Below are 23,884 nucleotides of genomic sequence, written 5' to 3'. Positions count from 1 at the left end.
TGGAGGCCCGCGGCCGCTTATTTCACGACGCGCAGCTTGGCGAGCGAGGCGCCGATCGAATTGAACACCGACAAGGTCTGGTTGGCGGACTTGATGTGAAAGAACTTGTCGACGCCGCTGGCGCAGTTCTTGAGCACGGCTGACTCCGGATCGCCGCCGGTATTGACCTGAACGGTATAGATCGTGATGTTGGCCGCCTTGGCGTTGTCGCAGAGCATCTTCTGGCGAGCGTCGATCTGGGCCGTGTTGGTGCTAAAGCGGTTCTGCGTGTTCAGGCCGTCCGACAGCAGGATGATGGCTTCCTTGTAGGTGTAGTTGGCGTCCTTGGCCGGCGCGTTGAACGGCGCGCCCGCGCCCAGCGTCAGCCAGCCCCAGGCGAGACCGATGCCCTGGTTGGTCATGCCGGTGGGCGCCAGATTGTTGATCGCGGTCTTGAGCGTAGCCCAGTCGTAGCTGAGCGGCACGATCGGATGCAGATAGGGGTCGTTGCCCGTCCTGCAGTATCTCTCGGAACCGGAAACATACTCCTCGGCGACAACCATGGTCGGCGCGTTCGCCGCGGTCGGCGTCGTGTTCATGGTATCGAAATTCTGATCGCGGTCGGTGACGCAGCCGGTCCATCTGCTGCGGTCGTGCGTCCAGACCCTGCCGGCGGTTAGGCACGAATTCTTGGTTGTGTAACTGGGGGTGCTGCACGTCCCCATGGTCTGATTGGCACTTTCCCAGCGGCTCCAGTCGATCCAGGTCTGGTTGTAGTAGGAGCTACCGAGGTGGACGTCCTTGGCGAACGGAACGATCGAAATGTAGATGTCGCCGGGATTCTTGGCGATGGCGCTCAACTGGTCGATCAGGCTTTTGGCGGCGGTCTGCATCGCCGGCATCTTGCCGTCGGACGCCATCGATCCCGTGACGTCGAGCGCCATCGCCACGCGCATGCGCACGTTGCCCCAGGCCGAGGTGGAACTGGCGTTGAAGTTCAGGTTCGGGAAGCCGGCGATCTTCATGAAGTCCGTGTTGACCAGCCCGGAGCCGTTGATCAGAATGGTCGATCCGTTGCCGGCCGCGGCCGTGTAGGTCGCATTGACCGCCACCGACTTGGCGTCGGTATTGGTGTACAGAGCCCTGAAATAATCCTCGGCCCGCTGCGTGATCTGCGAAGTCGTGATCGTGCCGTCGCTCAGGTCCTTCGACAGCATCAGCGCCGTCGAATCGAGGGCTGCCTGCATCGACGAGCGGGCGCTGTTGGCGCGGGTGTAGTCGATCGCCGCCCCGACGAAACTCAGCACCGGCACCGCTGCGATCGCGAACAGGACCGCGATATTGCCGTCTTTGGCGCTGGCGAACCGGCCTGTGGCGGCGCGGACGCAACCGAAAATGGACCTAACGAGCATTGCTGTCACCGCTATGTGATTTCTACGGGCATTTCCGCCCAAGCGGCTAAACAGCAGGTAAATCTGTTCCACGAAACACGGGTCAAAGCCCGGGATCGCCGATTCGAGGCTCCGCAAAGCCCGCTATCCTCAACAGCCGCTGAACGGCCAACACCCTTCCTTTGTCAAAGCGATCAGAAACGATTAACCTTTGTCCTGAGCGCTGGAGCCGGGAATCGGGCCGGTCGCGGGTCGCGCCGGGCAGCTTTTGTGCGCTTGCGGCGGTCCGGCGGCAGGCCCATATTCCAGCTTCCGATCCGGCCAAGGGGTCGGACCGGGAGCCACGATCCGGAACGCGTGGCTGGCTCTTCGCGGCGGCTTTCCGAAGCTCGCCGCCAACGCCGCCAGCGTGTTCTGTCCTGTTTCCCTTGGGAATGCGAATTGCCTGAGCCATGTTGCAGTTAACTTTAAAAGCTTGCTCGTCCGCGTCGGCCAAGTCAGCCCGGGTTGCTCCCCGAACGAGCAATGGCGGGAACCGCAACGCCGGAACCGGCGGGACTTCGACGTCGGTCATTACCAAGGTCAAGCCGAAGGCCAAGCGTCCGAACCTGTATCGCGTGCTGATCTTGAACGACGACTACACGCCGATGGAGTTCGTCGTTCACGTGCTGGAGAAGTTCTTTCAGAAGGACGCGGAAGCAGCCACCAAGATCATGCTTCACGTCCACCACCACGGGATCGGCGAGTGCGGCGTTTTCACCTATGAGATTGCCGAGACCAAGGTCACGCAGGTGATGGATTTCGCGCGCAAGCACCAGCATCCCCTGCAATGCGTCATGGAAAAGAAGTAGCCGCGCATGACCGGCGACCCGGCTAATACGGCAACGGGTCGCGGATTTTTCGTCCGGATGCCGGACGATGTTTTTCCGATGGTTGGCAGGCTATATTCGGCCGTCGCAGCGTGTGTCGATCCAGGGCAAATCACGCATGCGGGAGCCGGGCTTTCGCCATGATCGAGCGTAACTATATGACGGGGGACGACGAAGGTTGTTGTTGCCTGACCGGGTAATGGCGATCATGATGAGCGGGGCCCATAGAGGACGCGAATGCCAACTTTTTCCCAAAGCCTTGAACAATCCCTGCATCGTGCGCTGGCGATCGCGAACGAGCGTCATCATCAATATGCGACGCTCGAACACCTCCTGCTGTCGCTGATCGATGACTCGGATGCCGCGGCGGTCATGCGGGCCTGCAGCGTCGATCTCGACAAGCTGCGCACCAGCCTCGTCAACTATCTCGAGACCGAGTTCGAGAACCTGGTGACCGACGGCGGCGACGACGCCAAGCCGACCGCGGGCTTCCAGCGCGTGATCCAGCGCGCGGTGATCCACGTCCAGTCTTCGGGCCGCGAGGAAGTGACCGGCGCCAATGTGCTGATTGCGATCTTCGCCGAGCGCGAGAGCCATGCCGCCTATTTCCTGCAGGAGCAGGACATGACGCGCTACGACGCGGTCAACTATATCAGCCATGGCATCGCCAAGCGGCCGGGAGTCTCGGAAGCGCGGCCGGTCCGCGGCGTCGACGAGGAAACCGAAACCAAGGGCAACGACGACTCCAAGAAGAAAGGGGAGGCGCTCGATACCTATTGCGTCAACCTCAACAAGAAGGCGCGTGACGGCAAGATCGACCCGGTGATCGGGCGCAATGCCGAGATCAACCGTGCGATCCAGGTGTTGTGCCGCCGCCAGAAGAACAACCCGCTGTTCGTCGGCGAGGCCGGTGTTGGCAAAACCGCGATTGCCGAAGGGCTCGCCAAGCGAATCGTCGATTCGGAAGTGCCGGAAGTGCTGGCCGCGGCCACTGTGTTCTCGCTCGACATGGGCACCTTGCTCGCGGGCACGCGCTATCGTGGCGATTTCGAGGAGCGCCTGAAGCAGGTGCTGAAGGAACTGGAAGCGCATCCGAACGCGATCCTGTTCATCGACGAGATTCACACCGTGATCGGCGCCGGCGCCACCTCGGGTGGCGCGATGGATGCATCCAACCTGCTCAAGCCGGCGCTGGCGTCGGGCACCATCCGCTGCATGGGTTCGACCACCTACAAGGAATACCGCCAGCATTTCGAAAAGGACCGCGCCCTGGTGCGCCGGTTCCAGAAAATCGACGTCAACGAGCCGACGGTGGAAGACGCAATCGCGATCCTGAAGGGGCTGAAGCCCTATTTCGAGGATTACCATCGGCTGAAATACACCAACGAGGCGATCGAGGCGGCGGTGCAATTGTCGTCGCGCTACATCCACGACCGCAAGCTGCCCGACAAGGCGATCGACGTGATCGACGAATCAGGCGCGGCGCAGATGCTGGTAGCCGAGAACAAGCGCAAGAAGACCATCGGCATCAAGGAGATCGAGACCACGATCGCAACCATGGCGCGGATTCCGCCCAAGAGCGTCTCGAAGGACGATGCCGAGGTGCTCAAACATCTCGAGCAGACCCTCAAGCGCGTGGTGTTCGGCCAGGACAAGGCGATCGAGGCGTTGTCGGCGTCGATCAAGCTGGCGCGGGCAGGGCTGCGCGAGCCGGAGAAGCCGATCGGTTCCTACCTGTTCTCCGGTCCGACCGGCGTCGGCAAGACCGAAGTGGCAAAGCAGCTCGCGGCTTCGCTGGGTGTCGAGTTGATCCGGTTCGACATGTCCGAATACATGGAGCGTCACACCGTGTCGCGCCTGATCGGCGCGCCTCCCGGCTATGTCGGCTTCGACCAGGGCGGCCTGCTGACCGACGGCGTCGACCAGCATCCGCATTGCGTGGTGCTGCTCGACGAAATCGAAAAGGCGCATCCTGATCTCTACAATGTGCTGCTGCAGATCATGGACCATGGCCGGCTCACCGACCACAACGGCAAGCAGGTAAACTTCCGCAACGTGATCCTGATCATGACCACGAATGCCGGGGCGGCCGACCTTGCCCGCCAGGCCTTCGGCTTCACGCGCAACAAGCGCGAAGGCGACGATCACGAGGCGATCAACCGGCAGTTCGCGCCGGAATTCCGCAACCGGCTGGATGCGATCGTTTCGTTCGCCCATCTCAATGCCGAGGTCATCGGCATGGTGGTGGAGAAGTTCGTGCTGCAGCTCGAGGCGCAGCTCGCCGACCGCGACGTCACCATCGAACTGTCGGAACCGGCCAAGGCCTGGCTGATCGAGCACGGTTACGACGAGCAGATGGGCGCCCGTCCGATGTCGCGCGTGATCCAGGAACACATCAAGAAGCCGCTAGCTGATGAATTGCTGTTCGGTCAGCTCAAGGGCGGCGGCCATGTCCGCGTCGTGCTGGTCCAGGACGAGGCGAGTACCGAGGGCAAGGACAAGATCGGCTTCGAGTTCGTTCAGGGGCCGGTGACGCCGAAGCCGGAAAAGCTGCCCGGCGCACGCAAGCGACCGGCGCCGCGCAAGCCGAAGCCAGGCGGCTCCAACGGCGGCGGCTCCAAGGGGCCGGCCTCGCGCGGACCGCTGGTGAAGGTGTGATAGACGGGTTCAATCGATGATGCAAAGAAAAGGCCGGCTCAGCAGCCGGTCCAGACTGCTGACAAACCTCGGCGAACCTAGAAATCACTCAAGATTCGCGGAACGTCACAGACTCAGATCGCGAACAAACCGGAATCAAAATCCCTCGACTTTAGCTGCTGCCAAAAATCGAGGGGTTTGTAATCAATCTGGGCCGGCTCAGCAGCCGGTCTTTTTCTTGCCGTATCGGCCTGACCGGTGGCGCTGCCTCAGCGTTCGTCGAGCAGCTTCTGGATGCGCCGCTGCAATTGCTGCTTCTTGATCTCGCTCTGGCGCAGCCGCTCGTCGAGGTCGGATACAGGTTCGACGGGGGACTCGGCGCGGAAGGCGACGCCGACGAAATTGTCCCGCCACCACACGGCCCTGGCGAGGAAGGCGCGGCCCTTGCGCGCGACCCGGAGTGAAAGCTGCTCCCTTGGCAGGCGGACGGGGTTGCGGAACTCGATGGCCGCACCCTGATCTGAAATGTTGCGGACGATGCATTCACGCCTGGCGCCATGCTCGCCGATCTCGGCGACGCCGCCATACATCACCTTGTCGCGCCTGTGTTCGCGTCGGTCCTGCATTGAAAATCTCCGAAAACAAGGCCGGACCTTTACGCCGCTTTGCTCCCAGCGAAAGGCCGGGACGGGCAAAATACGGCGTTAACGTAAACCCATAGGCCGGCCCGGCGGCGCGGATTCGGGCTTCTTCCTGCAAAAAAAGAGGCCTCGGGAGCGGGGAGCCGGATACATCGGAGCGCCATATTCGTTGAGAGGGTTCTATCTGTTCGGACCAATCTGCCATGCCACGAGGTCAGCGTTTCACCGCCATAGCCTGCATGGTATTGATTTCCTGCGCATTTACGCCGGCGATCGCGGAGGACGCGAAGCCTGCGACGGCCGATGCCGCCCGCCCCAGCGTCGAGGAACCGGCGATACCCGGCCAGAAGCCGGCCGAAGTCGCGCGCGGGAGCGATGCGCGCGAAGCGATGTGCCTGATGATCGAATCGGCGGCGAAGGCATCGGGCCTGCCGCTGGAGTTTTTCGCCCGCGTGATCTGGCAGGAAAGCCGGTTTCAGCCCGATGCGGTGGGGCCGGTGACGCGCAATGGCCAGCGGGCGCAGGGGATCGCCCAGTTCATGCCGGGCACCGCGAGCGAGCGGCGGTTGCTTGATCCGTTCGATCCGGTGCAGGCGTTGCCGAAATCCGCCGAGTTCCTGCAGGAGCTGCGCGACCAGTTCGGCAATCTTGGCCTCGCGGCGGCAGCTTACAATGCCGGTCCGCGCCGGGTGCAGGAATGGCTCGCGGGAACAGGCTACATGCCGCAGGAAACCCGCAGCTACGTGGTCGCCATCACCGGATCGACCGTCGAAGCGTGGGCGGCGGCGGGACGGACCGGGAAGATGCCCGAGCAGGCTTCGCCGTCAAGCTGCCGTGATCTGATGGCCTTGCTCCAGCGCGCCCCCAATCCGTTCGTGACCGGGCTTGAGCAACGCGTCAGGCTTGGCGCGGCCAAATTGTGGGGCGTGCAGCTCGCGGCCGGGTTCAGCCGCGACAGGGCGCTTGCGATGTACGCCCGCGCGATGAAACGTCTTGGCCCGGTGATTAGCGATCGGGATCCGAGCCTGCTTTCCTCGGTAATGCGCAGCCGCGGCACCCGCGCATTCTACCAGGTGCGGATCGGCACCGACACCCGGCCCGCCGCCGACGACCTCTGCAACCGCATTCGCAAGGCGGGCGAGGCGTGCTTTGTGCTGCGGAACCGGGGCGTGCAGGGATGATGCATGTGCTTCGTCATTCCGGGATGGTCCGAAAGGACCAGACCCGGAATCTCGAGATTCCGGGTTCGATGCTTCGCATCGCCCCGGAATGACAATGTTTCCTTATCAACGCACTGCATAACCGCCTTGTGCTGCCGCTTGCTTGACGCCCGACGCTTTGGTCAGCCCTATGCTGGCAACCAGTCAAATCCCATCGGTCTCAATTGCCGCTGCCTCCGCTCGACTCCCCCCAATGGCACAGCCCCTTGCGCGCCTTCGCGTGGGGCATGGGCTCGGTTGCGTCCACGGTGCTGACGCTGGTGCTGTTTGCGACCTATCTCGGCATCGGCGCGCTGGCCCATGACAGCCAGTTCAGCCTGGGGTGGGTGCTCGGCAGCACGCTCCTGGTGTGGGCGGGGCCGGCACAGATCATCCTGATATCGACGCTGGGTTCGGGGGCGACCGCGGTGCAGGCGGCGATCGCGGTCACGTTGAGCGCGATCCGGTTGTTTCCGATGGTGGTGTCGGTGCTACCCTTGTTGCGAACGCCGCAGACAAAACGCCGTCACCTCGTGCTGGTGGCGCACTTCATCGCCGTCACCCTGTGGGTCGAATGCTACCGGCTGCTGCCGCAGGTTCCGCGCGCGCGGCGCATTGCTTTCACCCATGGGCTCGGCAGCGGGCTCCTCATCGTCTGTCTCGCCGCCACCGCGCTCGGCTACGGCCTTGCCGCCAACCTGCCGCCGTTGTTTGCGGCGGCGATCCTGCTGCTGACGCCGCTGGCGTTCCTGCTTTCGACCGCGCGCAACTGCCGCCAATTGTCGGACGTGCTGGCGCTGGTGCTGGGGCTGGCGCTGTTTCCGCTGGTGTCGATGTTGCAGACCGGCGTCGATGTCCTGCTCAGCGGCATCGCGGCCGGCACCATCGCCTATGGCGCGCATTGGTGGCGGGGAAGGGTGCGCGCATGAGCGAGTTTTTTGGCAGCCCCCAGGCGCTATTGATCCTGGTGATCGCCGGCTTCCTGCCCAACGAAATCTGGCGCATGGCCGGGCTCTGGTTCGGCGCCGGCGTCGACGAGGGCTCCGAACTGCTGGTGTGGGTGAGGGCGGTGGCGACGGCGATCCTCGCCGGCGTGATTGCGCAAATCCTGCTGCAGCCGCCGGGAGCGCTCGCCAGCGTACCCGACGGGCTGCGCTACGGCGCGGTTGCCGCGGGATTTGCGGTCTTTATCCTGACCCGGCGATCGATCTTTGCCGGCGTTGTCGGCGGCGAGATCGTCCTGGTGGCGGGGAATTGGTGGCTCGGTTGATTGCAGAGTGCGGATAATCCGGTACTGTCCGCCCCTGACAGCGCAAAGAAACTGGCAATGAAAACAGCGGGGAAGACACCATGAACTGGATCAAACTAGCGGCGCTCGCGTGCAGTTTTCTCTGCGCCGCGCCGCTGGCGCAGGCGGCCGACTATCCGACGCGTCCGATCAGGCTGATCGTGCCCTACGCCGCGGGCGGCCCGACCGACGTGCTCGGCCGCATGGTCGGCGACTATCTCAGCCGCGACCTCAAGCAGACCGTCGTGGTCGAGAACAAGGCCGGCGCGCAAGGCGCGATCGGCGCGGACGCGGCGGCGCGCGCCGAGCCCGACGGCTACACGCTGTTCTTCACGGCGGCCTCGATCATCGTGCTCAACCCGATGCTCTACAAGAAATTGCCCTATGATCCCGCGAGGGACTTCCGCCTGCTTGCGCTGATCACCGACCTGCCGGTCGTGATGGAAGTCCACCCTGCCGTGCCCGCCAAGACGGTGGCGGAGTTCGTGGCCTACGCGAAGCAAAATCCCGGAAAACTCAATTTCGGATCGGCCGGCACCGGCGGCACCATTCATCTGGCCGGCGAGATGTTCAAGCAGATGGCCGGCGTCGACATGGTCCACGTCGCCTACAAGGGCGCAGCTCCGGCGCTGACCGATCTGTTGTCGGGCAACATCCAGCTGATGTTTGATACGCTCGGCACCGCGCTGCCGCCGGTCAAGGGCGGGCTGGTGCGGGCGCTGGCGGTCAGCTCGGCGCAGCGCGTTGCCGACCTGCCAGATGTCCCGACCATGGCCGAGGCCGGTTATCCCGATTACGGCGTCAGCGTGTGGTACGGCGTCGCCGCGCAGACAAAGCTGCCGGATGACATCGCGCGGAAGCTCACCGCCAGTCTGAACAAGGCGTTGAGCGACGAGGCCTTCCGCGGCTCGCTCGACAAGGTCGGCTTCCCGCCGTTGCGTCCGAAGAGCCAGGCCGAGATCGACAAATTCGTCGCCACCGACCGGGCGCGATGGGCCGGCGTGATCAAGACGCTCAACATTTCGCTGGATTAGACGATGGTTCAGAAGACCGGGATCCGCGAGGGCGAACTCACCGTCGAGATGCCGCCGCCCCGCGACGCCGGGCTGGTGTTCATCGGCCGCATCCGCACGCCCTGGAAATCTCGGCAGGACACCCCGCGACAGGGCCGTCACGACGGCCCGGTCTGCCGGCTGGAGATTTTCGAGCCGTGGGTCCCTGCGATCAAGGGCGTCGATTTCTACGAGTATCTCGAAGTGATCTACTGGCTGCATCAGTCGCGCCGCGACCTCGTGCTGCAGAGCCCGAAGAACAACCAGAAGACCCGCGGTACGTTCTCGCTGCGCTCGCCGGTGCGGCCGAACCCGATCGGCACCTCGATCGTGAAGTTCGTCGCGATCGAGGGCAACGCCATCTTGGTGCGCGGCCTCGACTGCCTTGACGAAACGCCGCTATTGGACGTCAAGCCCGACCGCTGCGAGTTCTCGCCATTGGCGCAGGCAAAGGGTGGGGACGTCGAGACGGAGGGAGAGTAGTTTCGCCGTCATTGCGAGGAGCGATAGCGACGAAGCAATCCACTCATTGCTTGTGGCATGATGGATTGCTTCGCTTCGCTCGCAATGACGAAGGGCCAGCTACCCCAGCGCCGCGACCAGCCTGGTCGTATTGTCCTCCAGCACCTTGACATCTTCCTTGCGGCTGGCCGGCGGCAGCAGCGCGATGCCGTCATGGCGCGGCATCACATGCATGTGCAGGTGGAACACGACCTGCCCGCCGGCGGGCTCGCTGAACTGTTGCACGGTGATGCCGTCGGCGTTGAAGGCCTTGATGGCGGCAGCGGCGATCCTGTGGGCGCCGCGCGCGACATGGGCATAGTCGTCAGCCGTGATGTCGAGGATGTTGCGGGCCGGCGCCTTCGGGATGACAAGCGTATGGCCGGGGCAGCGTGGCATGATGTCGAGGAAGGCCAGGACGTGCTCGTCCTCATAGACCTTGTGGCAGGGAAACTCGCCGCGCAGAATTCTTGCGAAGGGGTTGTTGGTGTCATAGGCGGGCATGGTCTTGTCCCTCGAGGTCTGGCCGAATTTCATGTTGATCGCCGATGAGGTCAAGCCTCGTCGGCGGCCTTGCGGAACGGGCCGGCTTCAGCCAATTCGCGGCCGACTTCGGCCACATAGGCGCGTTCGCGCTTCAAATAGTCCGCAATCGCCCGGCGCAATCCCGGATCGGCAATGTAGTGGGCGGAGTAGGTGGTTTGTGGCAGGTAGCCGCGCGCCAGCTTGTGCTCGCCCTGCGCACCGGCTTCGACCGTGTTCAGGCCGCGTTCGATCGCGAATTCGATCGCCTGATAGTAGCAGACCTCGAAATGCAGGAACGGGTGATGCTCGATCGCACCCCAGTTGCGGCCGAACAGCGTGTCCGAGCCGATGAAGTTGATGGCGCCGGCGATCCAGCGGCCGTCGCGCCTGGCCATCACCAAGAGCACGTCGCGGCCCATGCTCTCGCCAATCAGCGAGAAGAATTTTCGGGTCAGGTAGGGCCGGCCCCATTTGCGCGAGCCGGTCTCCATGTAGAAGGCGAAGAACGCGTCCCAGGCATCCTCGGTGATGTCGGCGCCGGTCAGGCGGTGGATGGTGATCCCTGCGGCGGTGGCCTCGCGCCGCTCGCGCTTGATCGCCTTGCGGTGGCGCGAGTTCAGCGAGGTGAGAAAGTCATCGAAACTGCCATAGCCGGCATTGCGCCAGTGGAACTGCTGGTCGTTACGTTGCAGGAAACCGTGCTCGCCCAGGAATTTTGCTTCCGCCTCGCGGGCGAAGGTCACATGCACGGAGGACGCGTCAGTGGCGTTGCACAGCGCCATCAGGCCGCTGGCGAGCGCGGTTCCGATCCGCTCGCGGTCGACGCCGTCGCGGATCAGCAGCCGCGGCCCGGTGGCGGGGGTGAACGGCACCGAGACCTGCAGCTTGGGATAATAGCGTCCGCCCGCGCGCTCATAGGCATCCGCCCAGCCGCGGTCGAAGACGTATTCGCCTTGGGAATGCGATTTCAGATAGCAGGGGACGATGCCGGCGATTTCGCCGCCGAGCCGCGCCACCAGATGCCGCGGCCCCCAGCCGGTGCGCGCGCAGGCCGAGCCTGAAGCTTCCGCGGCGGCAAAAAAAGCATGGGAAACGAAGGGGTTATAGACAGGTTTGCAGGAACCGCCTTGCGACCCGACCGCAGCCAGCGTGTCGAGCTTGTCGAGGCTATCGGAATCCGGCCCTGAATGGGCGCAGGCGTCCCAGTCCGCAGCCTTGATCTCGCTGACGGAGGGGACGGCTTCGAGGGTGATTTCGGATGACGCCATCGAGAAATTCGGACCGGTCCCATCGTGCGAGCAGCCATCGCCCAACCATCGCCCATGGCGACCAACTCCTTGCAAAGATCGTGCATTGGGCGCGCAAGCGCAAGGTGGCGCGCGCCGATCAGCTTCCCGGAACGAACCCCTCGAAGATGATCTGGTCGGCGTGGCGGGCCGCCCGTTGGCGTTGTTCCGGCGTGCGCACCGTCCAGGTCAGCAGCGGCAGGCAAAACAGGTTGCGGGCGATCCAGGGGGCCGCCGCGGGCAGCTCGTTGACCCAATAAGCGACGAAGTGAGGCCGGGTACGGAAAGCGTGGCGGAGCTGCGTCATGCCGCGGCGCTGTTCGGCGGAGGCTTGCGGCCAATCCGCCGCGGCATATTCGCGCTCGGCCACGATGCCGCGCGGACGGCCGGGGATGAACTGGCGCAGCGCCAGCACCTGGTCCGGATCAAACGACATGCCGACGGCCGGACCGGAATAGGAAGCGAGCACGTCGGCCATCCGCTTAACCAGCCTTCGGTCGCCATCGAAATGGCTTTTCACCTCGATCACCAGCGGCACGCGGCCGGCGACGAGCGCGCAGAGATCGCTGAGCGTCATCATCCGTTCCGGCGTATGCTTGAACCTGACCGCCTTGAGCTCGGCCGCGGTCTTGCCCAGCAGCGCGCCGGAGCCCTCGGTGAGGCGGCCGAGCGCGTCATCATGATGCACCATCGCCTCGCCGTCGGACGAAAGCTGGATGTCGCATTCGATGGAAAAATCGCCGTCGATGGCGGCCTGCGCCGCCGCCGGCATGTTCTCGACGATGCCGCGGGCAAGATCGTGCAAGCCGCGATGGGCGATCGGGCGCGCCGTCAGCCAGTCCGGCGCGCGCATGCCACGGCTCCGCTCAGGATACTTCGAAAATGCCGTCGACCTCGACGGCGGCGTCCGCGGGCAGGGAGGCGACGCCGACGGTGGTGCGGGCGTGGCGGCCCTTGTCGCCGAAGGCTGCGACCATCAGGTCGGAAGCGCCGTTGAGCACCTTGGGTCCGTCGAGGAAGTCGGGCGTCGAATTGATGAACCCGCCGAGCCGAACGACGCGGACCACCTTGTCGAGATCGCCGAGCGCGGCCTTGATTTGCGCCAGCAGATTGACGGCGCAACCCTGCGCCGCCGTGTAGCCCTGTTCGATGGTGACGCCGGCGCCAAGCTTGCCCTTGGCGATCAACTTGCCTTCCGCATTGGCGCAGACCTGGCCCGAGACAAACAGCAGGTTTCCGGTGCGCACGAAGCCGACGTAGTTCGCCACGGGCGCGCGGGGTTCGCTCAGGCTGATGCCTTGCGCCGCAAGCTTCTGTTCGACCGTTCCCGCCATTTTGATGTCCCCGATTTGATTGCTCCTGATCCGAAGATCCGGCCCGCATGGTTTCGCGCATCGCGTCCCCCGGTGCAAGGAGCCTGGGGAAGACCTTGCGCGTTTGTTCCGCCTGGCATGCGTCACCGGCAAGAATGTCAGGAATCAAGGCGGTTCGGCGTCAAAATCCTTGCTTTCGGGAGGCCGCCCTAGTTGCGACGCAATAACGCCGTCACTACTGTAGGCGAATCCCTTTCGAGGAAAACGGCAAATGGCGAGCATGTTTCCGATTCCGGCCCGCGCCCTGGCGTTCTCGATTGCAGCGACCCTGGGATGGTCCGGCTTCGCAAGCGCACCGGCGCTGGCGGCCGCCAACGGGCCATTCCTCGCCCATCAGGCGCTGTATGACCTGAAGCTGGTCAAGTCGCGCGGGTCCAATGCGATCAACGCCGCGCGCGGTCGCATTCTCTACAGCTTCTCGGGCAGTGCCTGCGAGGGCTACACATCCGAATTCCGCCAGGTCTCGGAGCTCGACAGCGGCGAGGGCAAGCTTACGCTCAGCGACCTGCGTTCAACCTCCTGGGAAGATGCCGCCGGCAAGACCTACCGCTTCAAGATCGAGACCCGGATGAACGATGCCGACGCCGCGCCGATCGACGGGGTCGCCGAGCGGGTCGGCGACGGCATCACGGTCAAGCTGAAGCAGCCGGTTGCCAAGACCTTCAACCTCGACGGCAAGGTCGTATTCCCGACCGAGCAGATCCAGCACATCATCGCCGCCGCCCGCGCCGGCAAGTCGGTGCTGGAATTGATGGTCTATGACGGCTCGGACAACGGCGAGAAGGTGTACGACACGTTGTCCGTCATCGGGCAGCCGATCCCCGGCAGCCGCAGCATCGCCGCGCCGGATCCCTCGACCGCCGACGAGCGGATGCGGGCGCTGACGCGCTGGCCGGTCACGGTGAGCTACTACGACCGCGCCGCCAAGGCCAAGGACGGCGAGCAGACGCCGGTTTATGCCATGTCATTCGAGCTGTTCGAGAACGGCGTCTCCCGCGCGCTGGTGCTCGACTACAATGACTTCGTGATTTCGGGCGCGATGGGAAAATTCGACGTGAGGGATTCCAGGCCGTGCAAGTGACCGGCGAAAGCCGGTCATCCCGGGGCGCGCAATAGCGCGAACCCGGGATCTCGAGATTCCGGGATGGTCCTTCGGACCATCCCGGAATGACAGCACTCTCAGGAAGGCACCAACATGAGCAAGCTCCAACACCTCAAGCCCAGCGGCCTGCACCACAATCCGGCCTATTCCCACGTCGTCGTCGCCTCGGGTGGGCGAACGATCCATATCTCGGGACAGGTGTCCACCGACGATGAGGGAAGGGTGGTCGGCGCCGGCGACCTCGCCGCGCAGACGACCCAGGTGATGCATAATCTTGGCCTGGCGCTGAAGGCCGCCGGCGCGAGCTACGCCAATATCGTGAAGATCACCACCTTTGTGGTGGGCTACAAGCCGGAACTCCGCCCCATCATCGGCAAGGCGCGCTCGGCGTTCTTTGAAGGCATGGAGCCGCCGGCGAGCACGCTGGTCGGCGTATCGGCGCTCGCCGCGCCGGAATGGCTGATCGAGATCGAGGCGGTCGCCGTCGTCGATTGACAACGCTGCGTCTTTTTCGGGGAGAGACAGCGGGCTATTCCTCTTCGTCTTCGTCCTGCGCCGGCCCATTATAGGCAATGCCCCTGATCACGGCGGCATGGCCGAACTTCTTTCGCAAGTCGTCCATCGCGCGCTCGGCGTGGGCCGACCGGCGGTCGAGCATGTCAGTGTCGTCGGCCAGCGACCCCTCGCGCAGGGCGCTGACGCCGGTGCCGATCAGGCGGAAGGCGGTGCCGTCAATCTCCCTGGCCAGCATCTCCCGCGATACCGCGAAGATCTTGGCGGCGAGCTGGGTCGGCGCATGGATCGACTGCGAGCGGGTGCGCTGCCTGAAATCTGCGGTCTTCAGCTTCAAGGTGATGGTAAGGCCCGAGAGATCGCCGCCCTTCAGCCGCGAAGACACTTTCTCTGAAAGCCGCCACAGCACCTTCTCCAGCGTGGCGTAATCCCTGATGTCGGTGTCGAACGTGGTTTCGTTGGAAATCGTCTTGGCGCCGCGGTCGGGCACCACGCTGCGGTCGTCGATGCCGCGCGCCAGCCGCCACAGCCTCCGGCCTTCGCCGGCAAACTGCTTCATCAACTCTACCTCGTCGGCGCGCTGCAGGTCCGCGATGGTGCGAAAGCCCCGCTGCAGCAGTTTTTGCTGGGTCGCGGGACCGACGCCATAGATGAATCCGACCGGCTTGTCCGCCAGCATGGCGCGGGCCTCGATCTGGTCGAGCGCGGCAAAGCCGCGCGGCTTGTCGAGGTCGGAGGCGATCTTGGCCAAAAACTTGTTACAGGACAGGCCGACCGACACCGTAATCCCTATGTCGCGCTCGACGTCGCGGGCAAAGCGCGCCAGCACCTTGGCGGGGATCATGCCGTGGACGCGCTGGGTGCCGGAAAGATCGAGAAACGCCTCGTCGATCGACAGCGGCTCGACCAGCGGCGTCAGCGTCTGCATGGCCTGGCGGACCTCGCGGCCGACCCGGACGTATTTTGCCATGTCTGGCCGGATCACGACCGCGGCGGGGCAGAGCGCCAGCGCCTTGAACATCGGCATCGCCGAGCGCACGCCGTAGGTTCGCGCAATGTAGCAGGCGGCCGACACCACGCCGCGCTTGCCGCCCCCGATGATGACGGGCTTGTCGGCGATATCGCGATTGTCGCGCTTCTCGACCGTGGCGTAGAACGCGTCGCAATCGATATGCGCCAGCGTCAGCGACGGCAGCGCTGGGTGGCGAACCAGGCGCGGCGAACCGCATTCGCCGCATCTGACGGCCTTGATATCGAGGCCGCCGAGGCAATCCCGGCAGAAGGCGCGCGGACCGTCAAACTCTGGCGCCGGCGCGCTCACGGCACGTCCCGCTCCCAATGCGAGTCGCCCAGCGCCTGGCGCGCGGCGGCGATGTTGGTCGGGTGCAACTGGGAAACGCTCGCGAACGCCTGCACCGTGGCGTCGTCGCGCATCACGAAATCCAGCACCGAGGCCAGGAATTGCGGATCGGCCGCGGCCGTGCGCAGCGTTTCCGGGCCGATGCCGCTTTCGGCCAGGAACAGGCCCAGCCGCTCGGCATCGCCGGCAATGAAGGACAATGCCTGAATCGCAACGATTTCAGCAGCTTCACGGGGATTGTGAACAGGTTTTCGCACCGCGCGTTTGCCTTTCCCTTAACTTATGGGCTCTAATTTGCAGCCATCATGCCCGAGTCTGCGGATCGTGTTCAACAAAGTGGAAACCGCTTCGCGAAAAGTCGATGCATGTATTTAACCGGTTAGAGCGAATCTGGCGCTAGTTTGAATCCACTTTTCGACAAGCCTGGCGGGTGCGGGACGTACCGAAGCCAGGCCTGTTTCCTGGAATGAGGGAGGGGCGGGATGGCAAAAACCGTCCTGATCGTGGAGGACAACGAGCTCAACATGAAGCTCTTTCGTGACCTCCTCGAAGCGCATGGCTATCAGACCTCCGGCACCAGCAATGGTTTCGAGGCGCTTGATCTCGTCCGCAAGCTGCGGCCCGACCTGATCCTGATGGATATCCAGCTTCCGCAGGTATCGGGCCTCGAAGTCACGCGCTGGATCAAGGATGATCCGGAACTGCGCGCGATCCCGGTGGTCGCGGTCACCGCCTTTGCGATGAAGGGCGATGAGGAACGCATCCGCGAGGGCGGCTGCGAGGCGTATCTTTCCAAACCAATTTCGGTCGGCAAGTTCATCGAAACGGTGCGGCGTTTTATCGGGTAGGAGTGAGTTTCGATGTCTGCGCGTATTCTTGTCGTCGATGACGTTCCCGCCAACGTCAAGCTCCTGGAAGCCCGCCTTTCGGCGGAGTATTTCGACGTGCTGACCGCTTCCAGCGGCGCCGAGGCGCTCCAGGTCTGCGCGCGCTCCGAATGCGACATCATCCTGCTTGACGTCATGATGCCCGACATGGACGGCTTCGAGGTCTGTCGCCGGCTGAAGTCCAACCCGGCCACGCATTTCATTCCGGTGGTGATCGTCACCGCGCTGGACAGCCCGGCCGACCGCGTCCGCGGGCTGGAAGCCGGCGCCGATGATTTTCTTACCAAGCCGGTGTCGGACGTCGTGCTGATTGCCCGCGTCCGTTCGCTGACGCGGCTGAAAATGATGACCGATGAGCTGCGCATGCGCGCCGTCACCTCGCTCGAGATGGGCATGGAGGCGCCCGAGCGCGGCGCTGTCGCCGACAAGGGCCTCGGCGGGCGGATATTGCTGGTCGACGACCGGCCGTCGTCGCACGAGCGGCTGGCGCCGATGCTTTCCGCCGAACACACCGTCGACGTCGAGACCAATCCGGCGGAAGCCCTGTTCCACGCCGCCGACGGCAATTACGACCTGATGATCGTCTCGCTCAGCCTGGAAAACTATGACGGCCTGCGGCTGTGCAGCCAGGCGCGCTCGCTCGAGCGGACCCGCCAGATGCCGATCCTCGCGATCTCCGACATCGACAACAATGCGCGGCTGCTGCGCGGACTCGAGATCGGCGTCAACGATTACCTGCTCCGACCCGTCGACAGGAACGAATTGCTTGCGCGCGTGCGCACCCAGGTCCGGCGGCGACGCTACACCGACCATCTGCGCGACAAGGTGCAGAACTCGATCGAGATGGCGATCACCGACGCGCTGACCGGCCTGCATAACCGCCGCTATATGGAAAGCCATCTGGCGACACTCGCCGAGCAAGCCGCCGGCCGCGGCAAGCCGCTGGCGCTGATGATCCTCGACATCGACTTCTTCAAGGCCATCAACGACACTTACGGCCACGACGCCGGCGACGACGTGCTGCGCGAATTCGCGGTCCGCATCCGCAAATCGATCCGCGGCATCGATCTGGCGTGCCGCTACGGCGGCGAGGAATTCGTCATCGTGATGCCGGAAACCGATCTCCACGTCGCCGGCCTGGTGGCGGAGCGCCTGCGGCGCGCCATCGCTGGCGAAAGCTTCGCCGTCCACAAGGGCGCCAAGCGCATCGAGGTCACGATCTCGATCGGCCTGTCGACGCTGGACCGCAAGGGGGAGCCGGTCGCCGATGTGCTCAAGCGCGCCGACACCGCGCTCTATCGCGCCAAGCATGACGGCCGCAACAGGGTGGTCTCCGCGGCGGCGTAGCTGCCGCCACCCAGCCCCATCGTCATACCCGCGAAAGCGGGTATCCAGTACGCTGCGGCTCCTCGGTTTGACAATTGACCTCTCTGGAATACTGGATCGTCCGCCTTCGCGGACGATGACAGTCATTGTGCAGAGGCGCGAACTTGCCGGCGCTCTTGCTTCACCGCCTCATATGCCAGCCGCTTGAACTCGAACGAGAACGGATGGACGAAGGCCATCTGGCGCTGCGCCATCATCACGCCGGCCATGTTGCGGGATTGATCCGCAACAAATCGTAGAAATGATATTTTTCTCACCGCCTGGATCAGTTGATCCAAGTCAATGAGCATCGCCTCATTATATCATTAAATGCTAATATGATGAAATTAGGGAGTTGTCGATGTCACCCTTCGAAAAGGCGTGGTCGCCTTACATTGCCGGTATCCTTATCGGCCTGCTGCAAATTCCCGCGTTCCTGATCATCGAGACTGCGCTTGGAGCATCTTCTTCGTATGTAACCGTTGGTGCGGGGATCGCCGGCCTGTTCGATTCTTCGCTGTTCAACATCGATTACGTGGCCAGGCACGTTACCGCGAACGCCAAAAACCTCTGGCAGGTCGCGCTGGTCGCAGGCATCGGTTTCGGCGCCTTTGCGTCGATGAAGATGTCGGGTGCGGCGCGTGCATCGATCTCGCCAATCTGGGCGAAAGCGCTTGGCACATCATCGACCGGCTCGCGTTATGCGGTTGCGTTTGCCGCCGGCTTTCTGATGTTGTTCGGCGCGCGAATTGCCGACGGTTGCACCAGTGGCCACGGCCTATCCGGAATGGCGCAGTTGTCCGTCGGCTCGACCGTTGCGGTTGCCGCGATGTTCGTGGGCGGCATCGCCACCGCGTCGCTTCTGCTTCGCCGAATTTAACCTGGGAGGCCGTCATGTCGGTTGCAGTTGGAATCATCAGCGGCCTGCTGATGGGGGTTGTTTTCGGCTTTGCGCTGGAGAAGTCGCGGGTGTTCGAGCCAGGAATGATCGTCGGCCAGATGCAGTTGCGCAACTGGATCATGCTCAAGGTCTTTCTGAGCGCGGTTGCGACCGGCGCGGTGGTGCTGGCTTTTCTCAATGGATTTGGGCTCGTCAAGTTGCAGCCTAAGGCGGCGCTGTACGCCGCCGACATTGTCGGCGGGCTGATCCTCGGCGCCGGCATCGCGCTGGCGGGCGCCTGCCCCGGCACGACGCTGGCGCAGATCGGCGTCGGCTATCGCGATGCCATTTTCACGCTGCTCGGTGGGCTGGCCGGCGCGGTTGCTTTCTCCTACGCGCAGCCCTGGCTCGCCAAGTCGTTGATCGGCACCGGGCCCAAACTGATCTTCACGGATTTCGCCGGCATTCCCTATTGGCAAGGCGCACTGGCGCTCGCAGCGGCTATCGTCGTCATCCTCGTGCTGATCGAGAGGCTGCGGCGGTGGCGCGACGACCTCGGCGCGGACGTCGATGGCAACGGTGCGGAAAAGACATCGCAGTCGCGCAGCCGTCTTGCGCCTGCCGAATAACCGTGATGGCTACTGACCTGAACGCTCGATCGGGCTGGGATTGAGCCGGAAGTGCCTTCAGCTATCGATGCATGTCGATAGGCAGGGGCGGACGAAGGTTACGGCGGGGCGCCGGTTTTCACCATTCAGTGGACGGTTGGCGCCAAGGAAATTTGACCGGTCCCTATTCTCGAAGCCCGGGCGGGCCTAGCTGAGCCCGCGTTCCGCGCGATAATCTCGGTCGCGGTCAGGTCCGAACCGGTTTTCAAGCGGTTCGGCTGCGGCAGCCAGGGCGGTACCCACGACAAACGGGCGGATGAGCAACTCGATTCTCGTTGCGCTCTCCACGTCGATTGAACGTCGGTCGATCTGAGAGTCTTGGTCAAGACTATAACGATAGACTAGCCATGCGAGCGCGCGCGGTAGCCTTTTGCCCGACAGTCAGGCTAGTTGCACAGGTCTGCGCATCAAGGCAGGCTAACGCGGGAAGCGGCTTGCCAATCGCGGCCGATACGGAGAGTGAGAACCATGCCGGTGCCGCAAGCCTCCCTGCTGCAAGTCCTGCGTCCGACGCTGCCGATCCTGATCGGCGCGTCCATTATGCTCACGCTGAGCATGGGCCTGCGGCAGTCGCTCGGCATCTTCATGCAGCCGTTGACGCAGGACATCAAGATATCGATCTCCGACTTCACGCTCGCGATCGCCGTGCAGAACCTGGCCTGGGGATTCCTGCAACCGCTCGCCGGCGCGCTGACGGTGCGCTTCGGCTTTCGCACCATCATGGTGGCCGGCTCCCTGTTCTACATCGCGGGCCTGGCGCTGATGGCGGGCTCGCACGGCTTTCTCAGCGTCATGGTCGGCGGCGGCGTCCTGGTCGGCATCTCGCTGGCCTGCACCGCGGCCGCAATCGCGATGTCGGTGGCGGCCCGCGCGGTGCCCGCGACCGTGCGCTCCACCGTGCTCGGCCTGGTGTCGGGCGCAGGCTCGCTTGGCGCGCTATTGTCGGCGCCGCTCGGGCAAATGCTGAGCGAAGGCTATGGCTGGCGGGTCGGCCTGATCGGTTTCGTGGTGCTGGCAGTCGCGATGATTCCGGCCGCCTGGTACGCCGGCCGGGTGGACAGGATTCCGTTGCCGAAGCCATCGGCCGACGAGATCGGCGATACTTCGGCCGGCGTCGCCGCGAAGATCGCGTTCTCCAACCCTTCGTTCGTCGTCATGACCGTCGCCTACTTTGTCTGCGGCATGCAGCTCGTCTTCCTCACCACGCATCTGCCGTCCTATCTGGCGATCTGCGGCATGGACCCGATGCTGAGCGCGCAGACGCTCGGCATGATCGGCGGCTTCAATGTGATCGGCAGCATCTTCTTCGGCTGGGCCGGCCAGCGCTGGAACAAGCTGGCGCTGCTCGGCGGCATCTACATCTTCCGCTCGATCGCGCTGGCCTGGTATTTCATGCTGCCGCCGACGCCGGCCGCGACGCTGCTGTTCGGCGCAATCATGGGCTTCCTGTGGATGGGCGTCGGGCCGCTGGTTGCGGGCGCGGTGGCCGAAATGTTCGGCCTGAAATGGCAGGCGATGATCCAGGGGCTCGCCTTCATGAGCCATCAGCTCGGCAGTTTCCTCGGCGCCTTCGGCGGCGGGTTGCTGTACGACGCGCTCGGCTCCTACACCATGGCGTGGCGGATTGGCGTCGCGCTGGGCCTGGCCGGCGGCATCATCCAGGTCGCGTTCGCGCTGTTCCGGCCAAGCGGGCCACCGCCGCAGATGCAGGCGGCGTAGTCGCCGAATCGAAACGGGGCCGCACGGCCCCGTCCAAATCCGCTAGCGATGTGCCGCGAAATTACTTGATCTTGGATTCCTTGAACTCGACATGCTTGCGCGCGACCGGGTCGTACTTCTTCTTGACCAGCTTGTCGGTCATGGTGCGCGAATTTTTCTTGGCGACGTAATAGAAGCCGGTATCCGCGGTGGAAACGAGCTTGACCTTGATGGTGACCGCTTTGGCCATGTCAGAACCTCAAAATGGGGGTATCAGACGCCGGCCCAACCGGCCTGCATTTGCCGCGCAACCTAGCTTCGATCCATCCAAAGTCAAGGTTTTGCCAGAGGAAACCCGTTCAATTCGCGCCGATTAGCGCTCGAAGAACCGGTTTTTCGGCCTCGGCAGCCCCAAATTCTCGCGCAGCGTCTTGCCCTCATATTCCCTTCGGAAGATTCCACGCCGCTGCAGCTCGGGCACCACCTTGTCGACGAAATCGTCGAGCCCCGCGGGCAGGAACGGGAACATGATGTTGAAGCCGTCGCAGCCGCGGCTGGTCAGCCATTCCTCCATCTGGTCGGCAATCGACGCGGGCGTGCCGACGAACGACAGCCCGCCATAGCCGCCGGCGCGCTGGGCGAGCTGGCGCACCGTCAGCTTGTCGCGCGCAGCGGCATCGACCAGCCGCTGGCGGCCGCTTTTGCTTGCATTGGTTTCGGGGATCGGCGGCAACTGGCCGTCGGGATCGAAGCCGGAGGCGTCGGTGCCGAGCTGCACCGAGAGCGAGGCGATGGCGCTGTCGTAATGCACCATGCCGTCCAGCCTGGCGCGCTTCTCCTTGGCTTCCTCGACGCTGTCGCCGACCACGACAAAGGCGCCGGGCAGGATCTTCAGATGTTCGGGATCGCGACCGATCTTTTCCATGCGGTCCTTGATATCGGCGTAGAGCTTCTGCCCGTCGGCGAGCGGGCCGCCGCCGGTGAACACGGCCTCGGCGGTTTCCGCGGCAAGCTGCTTGCCATCTTCCGATGCGCCGGCCTGCACGATCAGGGGCCAGCCCTGAACGGGGCGGGCGATGTTGAGCGGCCCGCGCACCGACAGGTATTTTCCCTTGTGGTCGAGGACGTGCATTTTCGTCGGGTCGAAATAGAGTCCTTGCTCGACGTCGCGCACAAAGGCGTCGTCGGCAAAGGAATCCCAGAGGCCGGTGACCACGTCATAGAACTCGCGCGCCCGCTTGTAGCGCTCGGCGTGCTCCATGTGGTCGTCAAGGCCAAAATTCAGCGCGGCGTCCGGATTGGAGGTGGTGACGATGTTCCAGCCGGCGCGCCCGCCCGAGATGTGGTCGAGCGAGGCGAAGCGCCGGGCGACATGGTAGGGCTCGTCGAACGTGGTCGATCCCGTGGCGATCAACCCGATGCGCTCGGTGACGCCGGCCAGCGCCGACAGCAGCGTGAACGGCTCGAACGAGGTCACGGTGTGGCTGCGCTTGAGCGCATTGACCGGCATGTTCAGCACGGCGAGGTGATCGGCCATGAAGAAGGCGTCGAACTTGCCGGCCTCCAGCTTCTGGATCAGTTGCTTGATGCGCGGAAAATTGAAATTGGCATCCGGCCAGGCGCCGGGATAGCGCCACGCGCCGGTGTGGATGGAGACCGGCCGCATGAACGCGCCGAGCTTGAGTTGCCGTTTTGCCATTGCCCCGTTTTCCGTGCTGGTTGTTGTTGGGGAAGAGATAGGAGGGGCGGGGCGTGCGCCATTGGAGACGCGCAGAAGATTATTGTGTTTTGAAGCGGACTCTCAACACGATTGTCATTCCGGGGCGCGCGAAGCGTGAACCCGGAATCTCGAGATTCCGGGTCTGCGCTGCGCGCATCCCGGAATGACGATCAGGGCCCCTCAAGCCCCCAGCACGTCCCGCTGCATCTTGCCGCCGTAGAAGTGGAAGAACGGAACGGCGCCGTCGTGACGAAGCGGGCCGGTGGCGAGGCGGCGGTCGAGCTCGGCAAGCACATTCTTGGTCATGGCATGGGCGTCGGCGAGCGGCCTGGAGCCGATCTCGACCCAGACCAGCTCGACCAGTTCGGCGTCGGCGTGGATCACGCCTTCGACGCGGTGGGCGATGCTAGATGCGTCGGCAGTGAAGAAACGGGTATCGAAGCGGCGGACGCGGCCCGGCGGGGTGATCGCGCGCGCGATCAGGAAAAGGCTGGACGGATCGGGCAGCAGGCCCGCTTCCGCGAACGGCTTCCAGGCGCCGTCGAGCTTGACGGGCTTCTCGACCTTGCGGCCGAGGCAGAGCCCGGTTTCCTCGCAGGCTTCGCGGATCGCGGCGACCGCGAGCGCGCGCGCGCGCGAAGGCGCGATCTTCGGACTGCCCTTGAGGAGATTGGCCTCGAGTTCGCCGGGAATCGGGGCGGCAACGGGAACGCGGTTGTCGGATTTGTCGACACGACCGCCGGGAAAGACATATTTGCCCGGCATGAACACCACATTGTCGTGGCGCTTGCCGACCAGGACCTTCGGCTTTGCGCCGGAGCGATCGATCAGGATCAGGGTCGCGGCGTCGCGGGGCCGGAAATAGGGATGGTGATCGGCTTCTTTTTCTTCTTTTTCGGCGGGCGCGGCGTCGGTCATTTCATCCCCATTCTGGCGCTTGTCATACTCGC

General features: G+C 64.0%; 26 protein-coding genes. 14 read left to right on the top strand and 12 right to left on the bottom strand.

Annotated features, from left to right (window positions below; translation table 11 throughout):
• Positions 1-17 precede the first annotated feature (17 nt).
• Positions 18-1,391, bottom strand: a complete 1,374-nt coding sequence (locus Q0D31_RS02130) for a pilus assembly protein (RefSeq protein ID WP_291844088.1) — start codon at positions 1,389-1,391, stop codon at positions 18-20.
• A gap of 431 nt (positions 1,392-1,822) precedes the next feature.
• Between Q0D31_RS02130 and clpS the strand changes: the two genes are divergently transcribed.
• Positions 1,823-2,221, top strand: coding sequence for an ATP-dependent Clp protease adapter ClpS (gene clpS / locus Q0D31_RS02125; RefSeq protein ID WP_291844087.1), 399 nt, complete (start codon positions 1,823-1,825; stop codon positions 2,219-2,221).
• A gap of 255 nt (positions 2,222-2,476) precedes the next feature.
• The gene (clpA, locus tag Q0D31_RS02120) at positions 2,477-4,897 is read left to right on the top strand and encodes an ATP-dependent Clp protease ATP-binding subunit ClpA (RefSeq protein WP_291844086.1); all 2,421 of its coding nucleotides are present in this window, start codon (positions 2,477-2,479) and stop codon (positions 4,895-4,897) included.
• A gap of 248 nt (positions 4,898-5,145) precedes the next feature.
• On the opposite strand, the gene Q0D31_RS02115 is transcribed toward clpA, so the two are convergent.
• Complete coding sequence (locus Q0D31_RS02115; protein WP_291844085.1) at positions 5,146-5,502, bottom strand: PilZ domain-containing protein; 357 nt, start codon at positions 5,500-5,502, stop codon at positions 5,146-5,148.
• A 254-nt stretch (positions 5,503-5,756) separates the two neighbouring features.
• On the opposite strand from Q0D31_RS02115, the gene Q0D31_RS02110 reads away from it, so the two are divergent.
• From Q0D31_RS02110 to tsaA, 5 genes are all read left to right on the top strand, one after another.
• Positions 5,757-6,698, top strand: a complete 942-nt coding sequence (locus Q0D31_RS02110) for a transglycosylase SLT domain-containing protein (RefSeq protein ID WP_291844063.1) — start codon at positions 5,757-5,759, stop codon at positions 6,696-6,698.
• Positions 6,699-6,901: 203 nt separating this feature from the next.
• Entirely contained in the window at positions 6,902-7,645 is a 744-nt protein-coding gene (locus Q0D31_RS02105) for an AzlC family ABC transporter permease (protein ID WP_291844053.1), read from the top strand.
• Positions 7,642-7,986 (top strand): AzlD domain-containing protein, encoded by a 345-nt coding sequence (locus Q0D31_RS02100; protein WP_291844042.1) that lies wholly within the window; start codon positions 7,642-7,644, stop codon positions 7,984-7,986. Before Q0D31_RS02105 ends, Q0D31_RS02100 begins: the two co-directional genes overlap by 4 nt.
• Before the next feature lie 80 nt (positions 7,987-8,066).
• A complete protein-coding gene (locus Q0D31_RS02095; protein WP_291844032.1) occupies positions 8,067-9,038 on the top strand; it encodes a tripartite tricarboxylate transporter substrate binding protein in 972 nt (323 codons plus the stop codon).
• A 3-nt stretch (positions 9,039-9,041) separates the two neighbouring features.
• Positions 9,042-9,539: a tRNA (N6-threonylcarbamoyladenosine(37)-N6)-methyltransferase TrmO gene (tsaA, locus tag Q0D31_RS02090; protein WP_291844006.1), complete on the top strand. Its 498-nt coding sequence runs from the start codon at positions 9,042-9,044 to the stop codon at positions 9,537-9,539.
• Between the two features lie 99 nt (positions 9,540-9,638).
• Here tsaA and Q0D31_RS02085 read toward each other — a convergent pair whose 3' ends face one another.
• The 4 genes from Q0D31_RS02085 to Q0D31_RS02070 form a co-directional block, all read right to left on the bottom strand.
• Entirely contained in the window at positions 9,639-10,061 is a 423-nt protein-coding gene (locus tag Q0D31_RS02085; RefSeq protein ID WP_291846642.1) for an HIT domain-containing protein, read from the bottom strand.
• Between the two features lie 50 nt (positions 10,062-10,111).
• Positions 10,112-11,350 (bottom strand): GNAT family N-acetyltransferase, encoded by a 1,239-nt coding sequence (locus Q0D31_RS02080; protein WP_291843984.1) that lies wholly within the window; start codon positions 11,348-11,350, stop codon positions 10,112-10,114.
• Between the two features lie 118 nt (positions 11,351-11,468).
• Complete coding sequence (locus Q0D31_RS02075; RefSeq protein WP_291843975.1) at positions 11,469-12,221, bottom strand: glycerophosphodiester phosphodiesterase; 753 nt, start codon at positions 12,219-12,221, stop codon at positions 11,469-11,471.
• Positions 12,222-12,234: 13 nt separating this feature from the next.
• Positions 12,235-12,702, bottom strand: coding sequence for a RidA family protein (locus Q0D31_RS02070; protein ID WP_291843967.1), 468 nt, complete (start codon positions 12,700-12,702; stop codon positions 12,235-12,237).
• A 250-nt stretch (positions 12,703-12,952) separates the two neighbouring features.
• Here Q0D31_RS02070 and Q0D31_RS02065 point away from each other — a divergent pair, with 250 nt between their 5' ends.
• Together Q0D31_RS02065 and Q0D31_RS02060 are read left to right on the top strand one after the other, a co-directional pair.
• Positions 12,953-13,822 carry a cell envelope integrity EipB family protein gene (locus Q0D31_RS02065; protein ID WP_291843958.1) on the top strand — a complete coding sequence of 290 codons (870 nt, stop codon included), beginning with the start codon at positions 12,953-12,955 and terminating at the stop codon, positions 13,820-13,822.
• Between the two features lie 114 nt (positions 13,823-13,936).
• A complete protein-coding gene (locus tag Q0D31_RS02060) occupies positions 13,937-14,338 on the top strand; it encodes a RidA family protein (protein WP_291843948.1) in 402 nt (133 codons plus the stop codon).
• 34 nt (positions 14,339-14,372) lie between these two features.
• Here Q0D31_RS02060 and Q0D31_RS02055 read toward each other — a convergent pair whose 3' ends face one another.
• A complete protein-coding gene (locus tag Q0D31_RS02055; RefSeq protein ID WP_291843928.1) occupies positions 14,373-15,677 on the bottom strand; it encodes a DNA polymerase IV in 1,305 nt (434 codons plus the stop codon).
• Positions 15,674-15,973 (bottom strand): DUF3572 domain-containing protein, encoded by a 300-nt coding sequence (locus Q0D31_RS02050; protein ID WP_291843920.1) that lies wholly within the window; start codon positions 15,971-15,973, stop codon positions 15,674-15,676. The genes Q0D31_RS02055 and Q0D31_RS02050 overlap by 4 nt, the downstream gene beginning before the upstream one ends.
• Positions 15,974-16,198: 225 nt before the next feature.
• Here Q0D31_RS02050 and Q0D31_RS02045 point away from each other — a divergent pair, with 225 nt between their 5' ends.
• Together Q0D31_RS02045 and Q0D31_RS02040 are read left to right on the top strand one after the other, a co-directional pair.
• Entirely contained in the window at positions 16,199-16,564 is a 366-nt protein-coding gene (locus Q0D31_RS02045) for a response regulator (protein ID WP_027538546.1), read from the top strand.
• Positions 16,565-16,576: 12 nt separating this feature from the next.
• Positions 16,577-17,950, top strand: coding sequence for a PleD family two-component system response regulator (locus Q0D31_RS02040; RefSeq protein WP_291843909.1), 1,374 nt, complete (start codon positions 16,577-16,579; stop codon positions 17,948-17,950).
• Between the two features lie 122 nt (positions 17,951-18,072).
• Here the strand turns inward: Q0D31_RS02040 and Q0D31_RS02035 are convergent, their stop codons facing one another.
• Positions 18,073-18,267: a hypothetical protein gene (locus tag Q0D31_RS02035; RefSeq protein ID WP_291843901.1), complete on the bottom strand. Its 195-nt coding sequence runs from the start codon at positions 18,265-18,267 to the stop codon at positions 18,073-18,075.
• A 62-nt stretch (positions 18,268-18,329) separates the two neighbouring features.
• Here Q0D31_RS02035 and Q0D31_RS02030 point away from each other — a divergent pair, with 62 nt between their 5' ends.
• From Q0D31_RS02030 to Q0D31_RS02020, 3 genes are all read left to right on the top strand, one after another.
• Positions 18,330-18,848 carry a YeeE/YedE thiosulfate transporter family protein gene (locus tag Q0D31_RS02030; protein ID WP_291843891.1) on the top strand — a complete coding sequence of 173 codons (519 nt, stop codon included), beginning with the start codon at positions 18,330-18,332 and terminating at the stop codon, positions 18,846-18,848.
• A 14-nt stretch (positions 18,849-18,862) separates the two neighbouring features.
• On the top strand, positions 18,863-19,477 hold the full coding sequence (locus tag Q0D31_RS02025) for a YeeE/YedE thiosulfate transporter family protein (RefSeq protein ID WP_291843863.1): 615 nt from the start codon (positions 18,863-18,865) through the stop codon (positions 19,475-19,477).
• Positions 19,478-19,984: 507 nt separating this feature from the next.
• Positions 19,985-21,235 carry an MFS transporter gene (locus Q0D31_RS02020; RefSeq protein WP_291843824.1) on the top strand — a complete coding sequence of 417 codons (1,251 nt, stop codon included), beginning with the start codon at positions 19,985-19,987 and terminating at the stop codon, positions 21,233-21,235.
• A 61-nt stretch (positions 21,236-21,296) separates the two neighbouring features.
• Here Q0D31_RS02020 and rpmG read toward each other — a convergent pair whose 3' ends face one another.
• The 3 genes from rpmG to Q0D31_RS02005 form a co-directional block, all read right to left on the bottom strand.
• On the bottom strand, positions 21,297-21,464 hold the full coding sequence (rpmG, locus tag Q0D31_RS02015; RefSeq protein WP_027537094.1) for a 50S ribosomal protein L33: 168 nt from the start codon (positions 21,462-21,464) through the stop codon (positions 21,297-21,299).
• Positions 21,465-21,587: 123 nt separating this feature from the next.
• Positions 21,588-22,913: an LLM class flavin-dependent oxidoreductase gene (locus Q0D31_RS02010; protein ID WP_291843812.1), complete on the bottom strand. Its 1,326-nt coding sequence runs from the start codon at positions 22,911-22,913 to the stop codon at positions 21,588-21,590.
• Between the two features lie 201 nt (positions 22,914-23,114).
• Complete coding sequence (locus tag Q0D31_RS02005; RefSeq protein ID WP_291843810.1) at positions 23,115-23,852, bottom strand: NUDIX hydrolase; 738 nt, start codon at positions 23,850-23,852, stop codon at positions 23,115-23,117.
• Between the last annotated feature and the right edge of the window lie 32 nt (positions 23,853-23,884).

Source organism: Bradyrhizobium sp., assembly GCF_022844465.1.
Taxonomy (GTDB): Bacteria; Pseudomonadota; Alphaproteobacteria; order Rhizobiales; family Xanthobacteraceae; genus Bradyrhizobium.
Note: the sequence above shows the minus strand (reverse complement) of the source record. Positions and strands in the feature narration are given on the sequence as shown.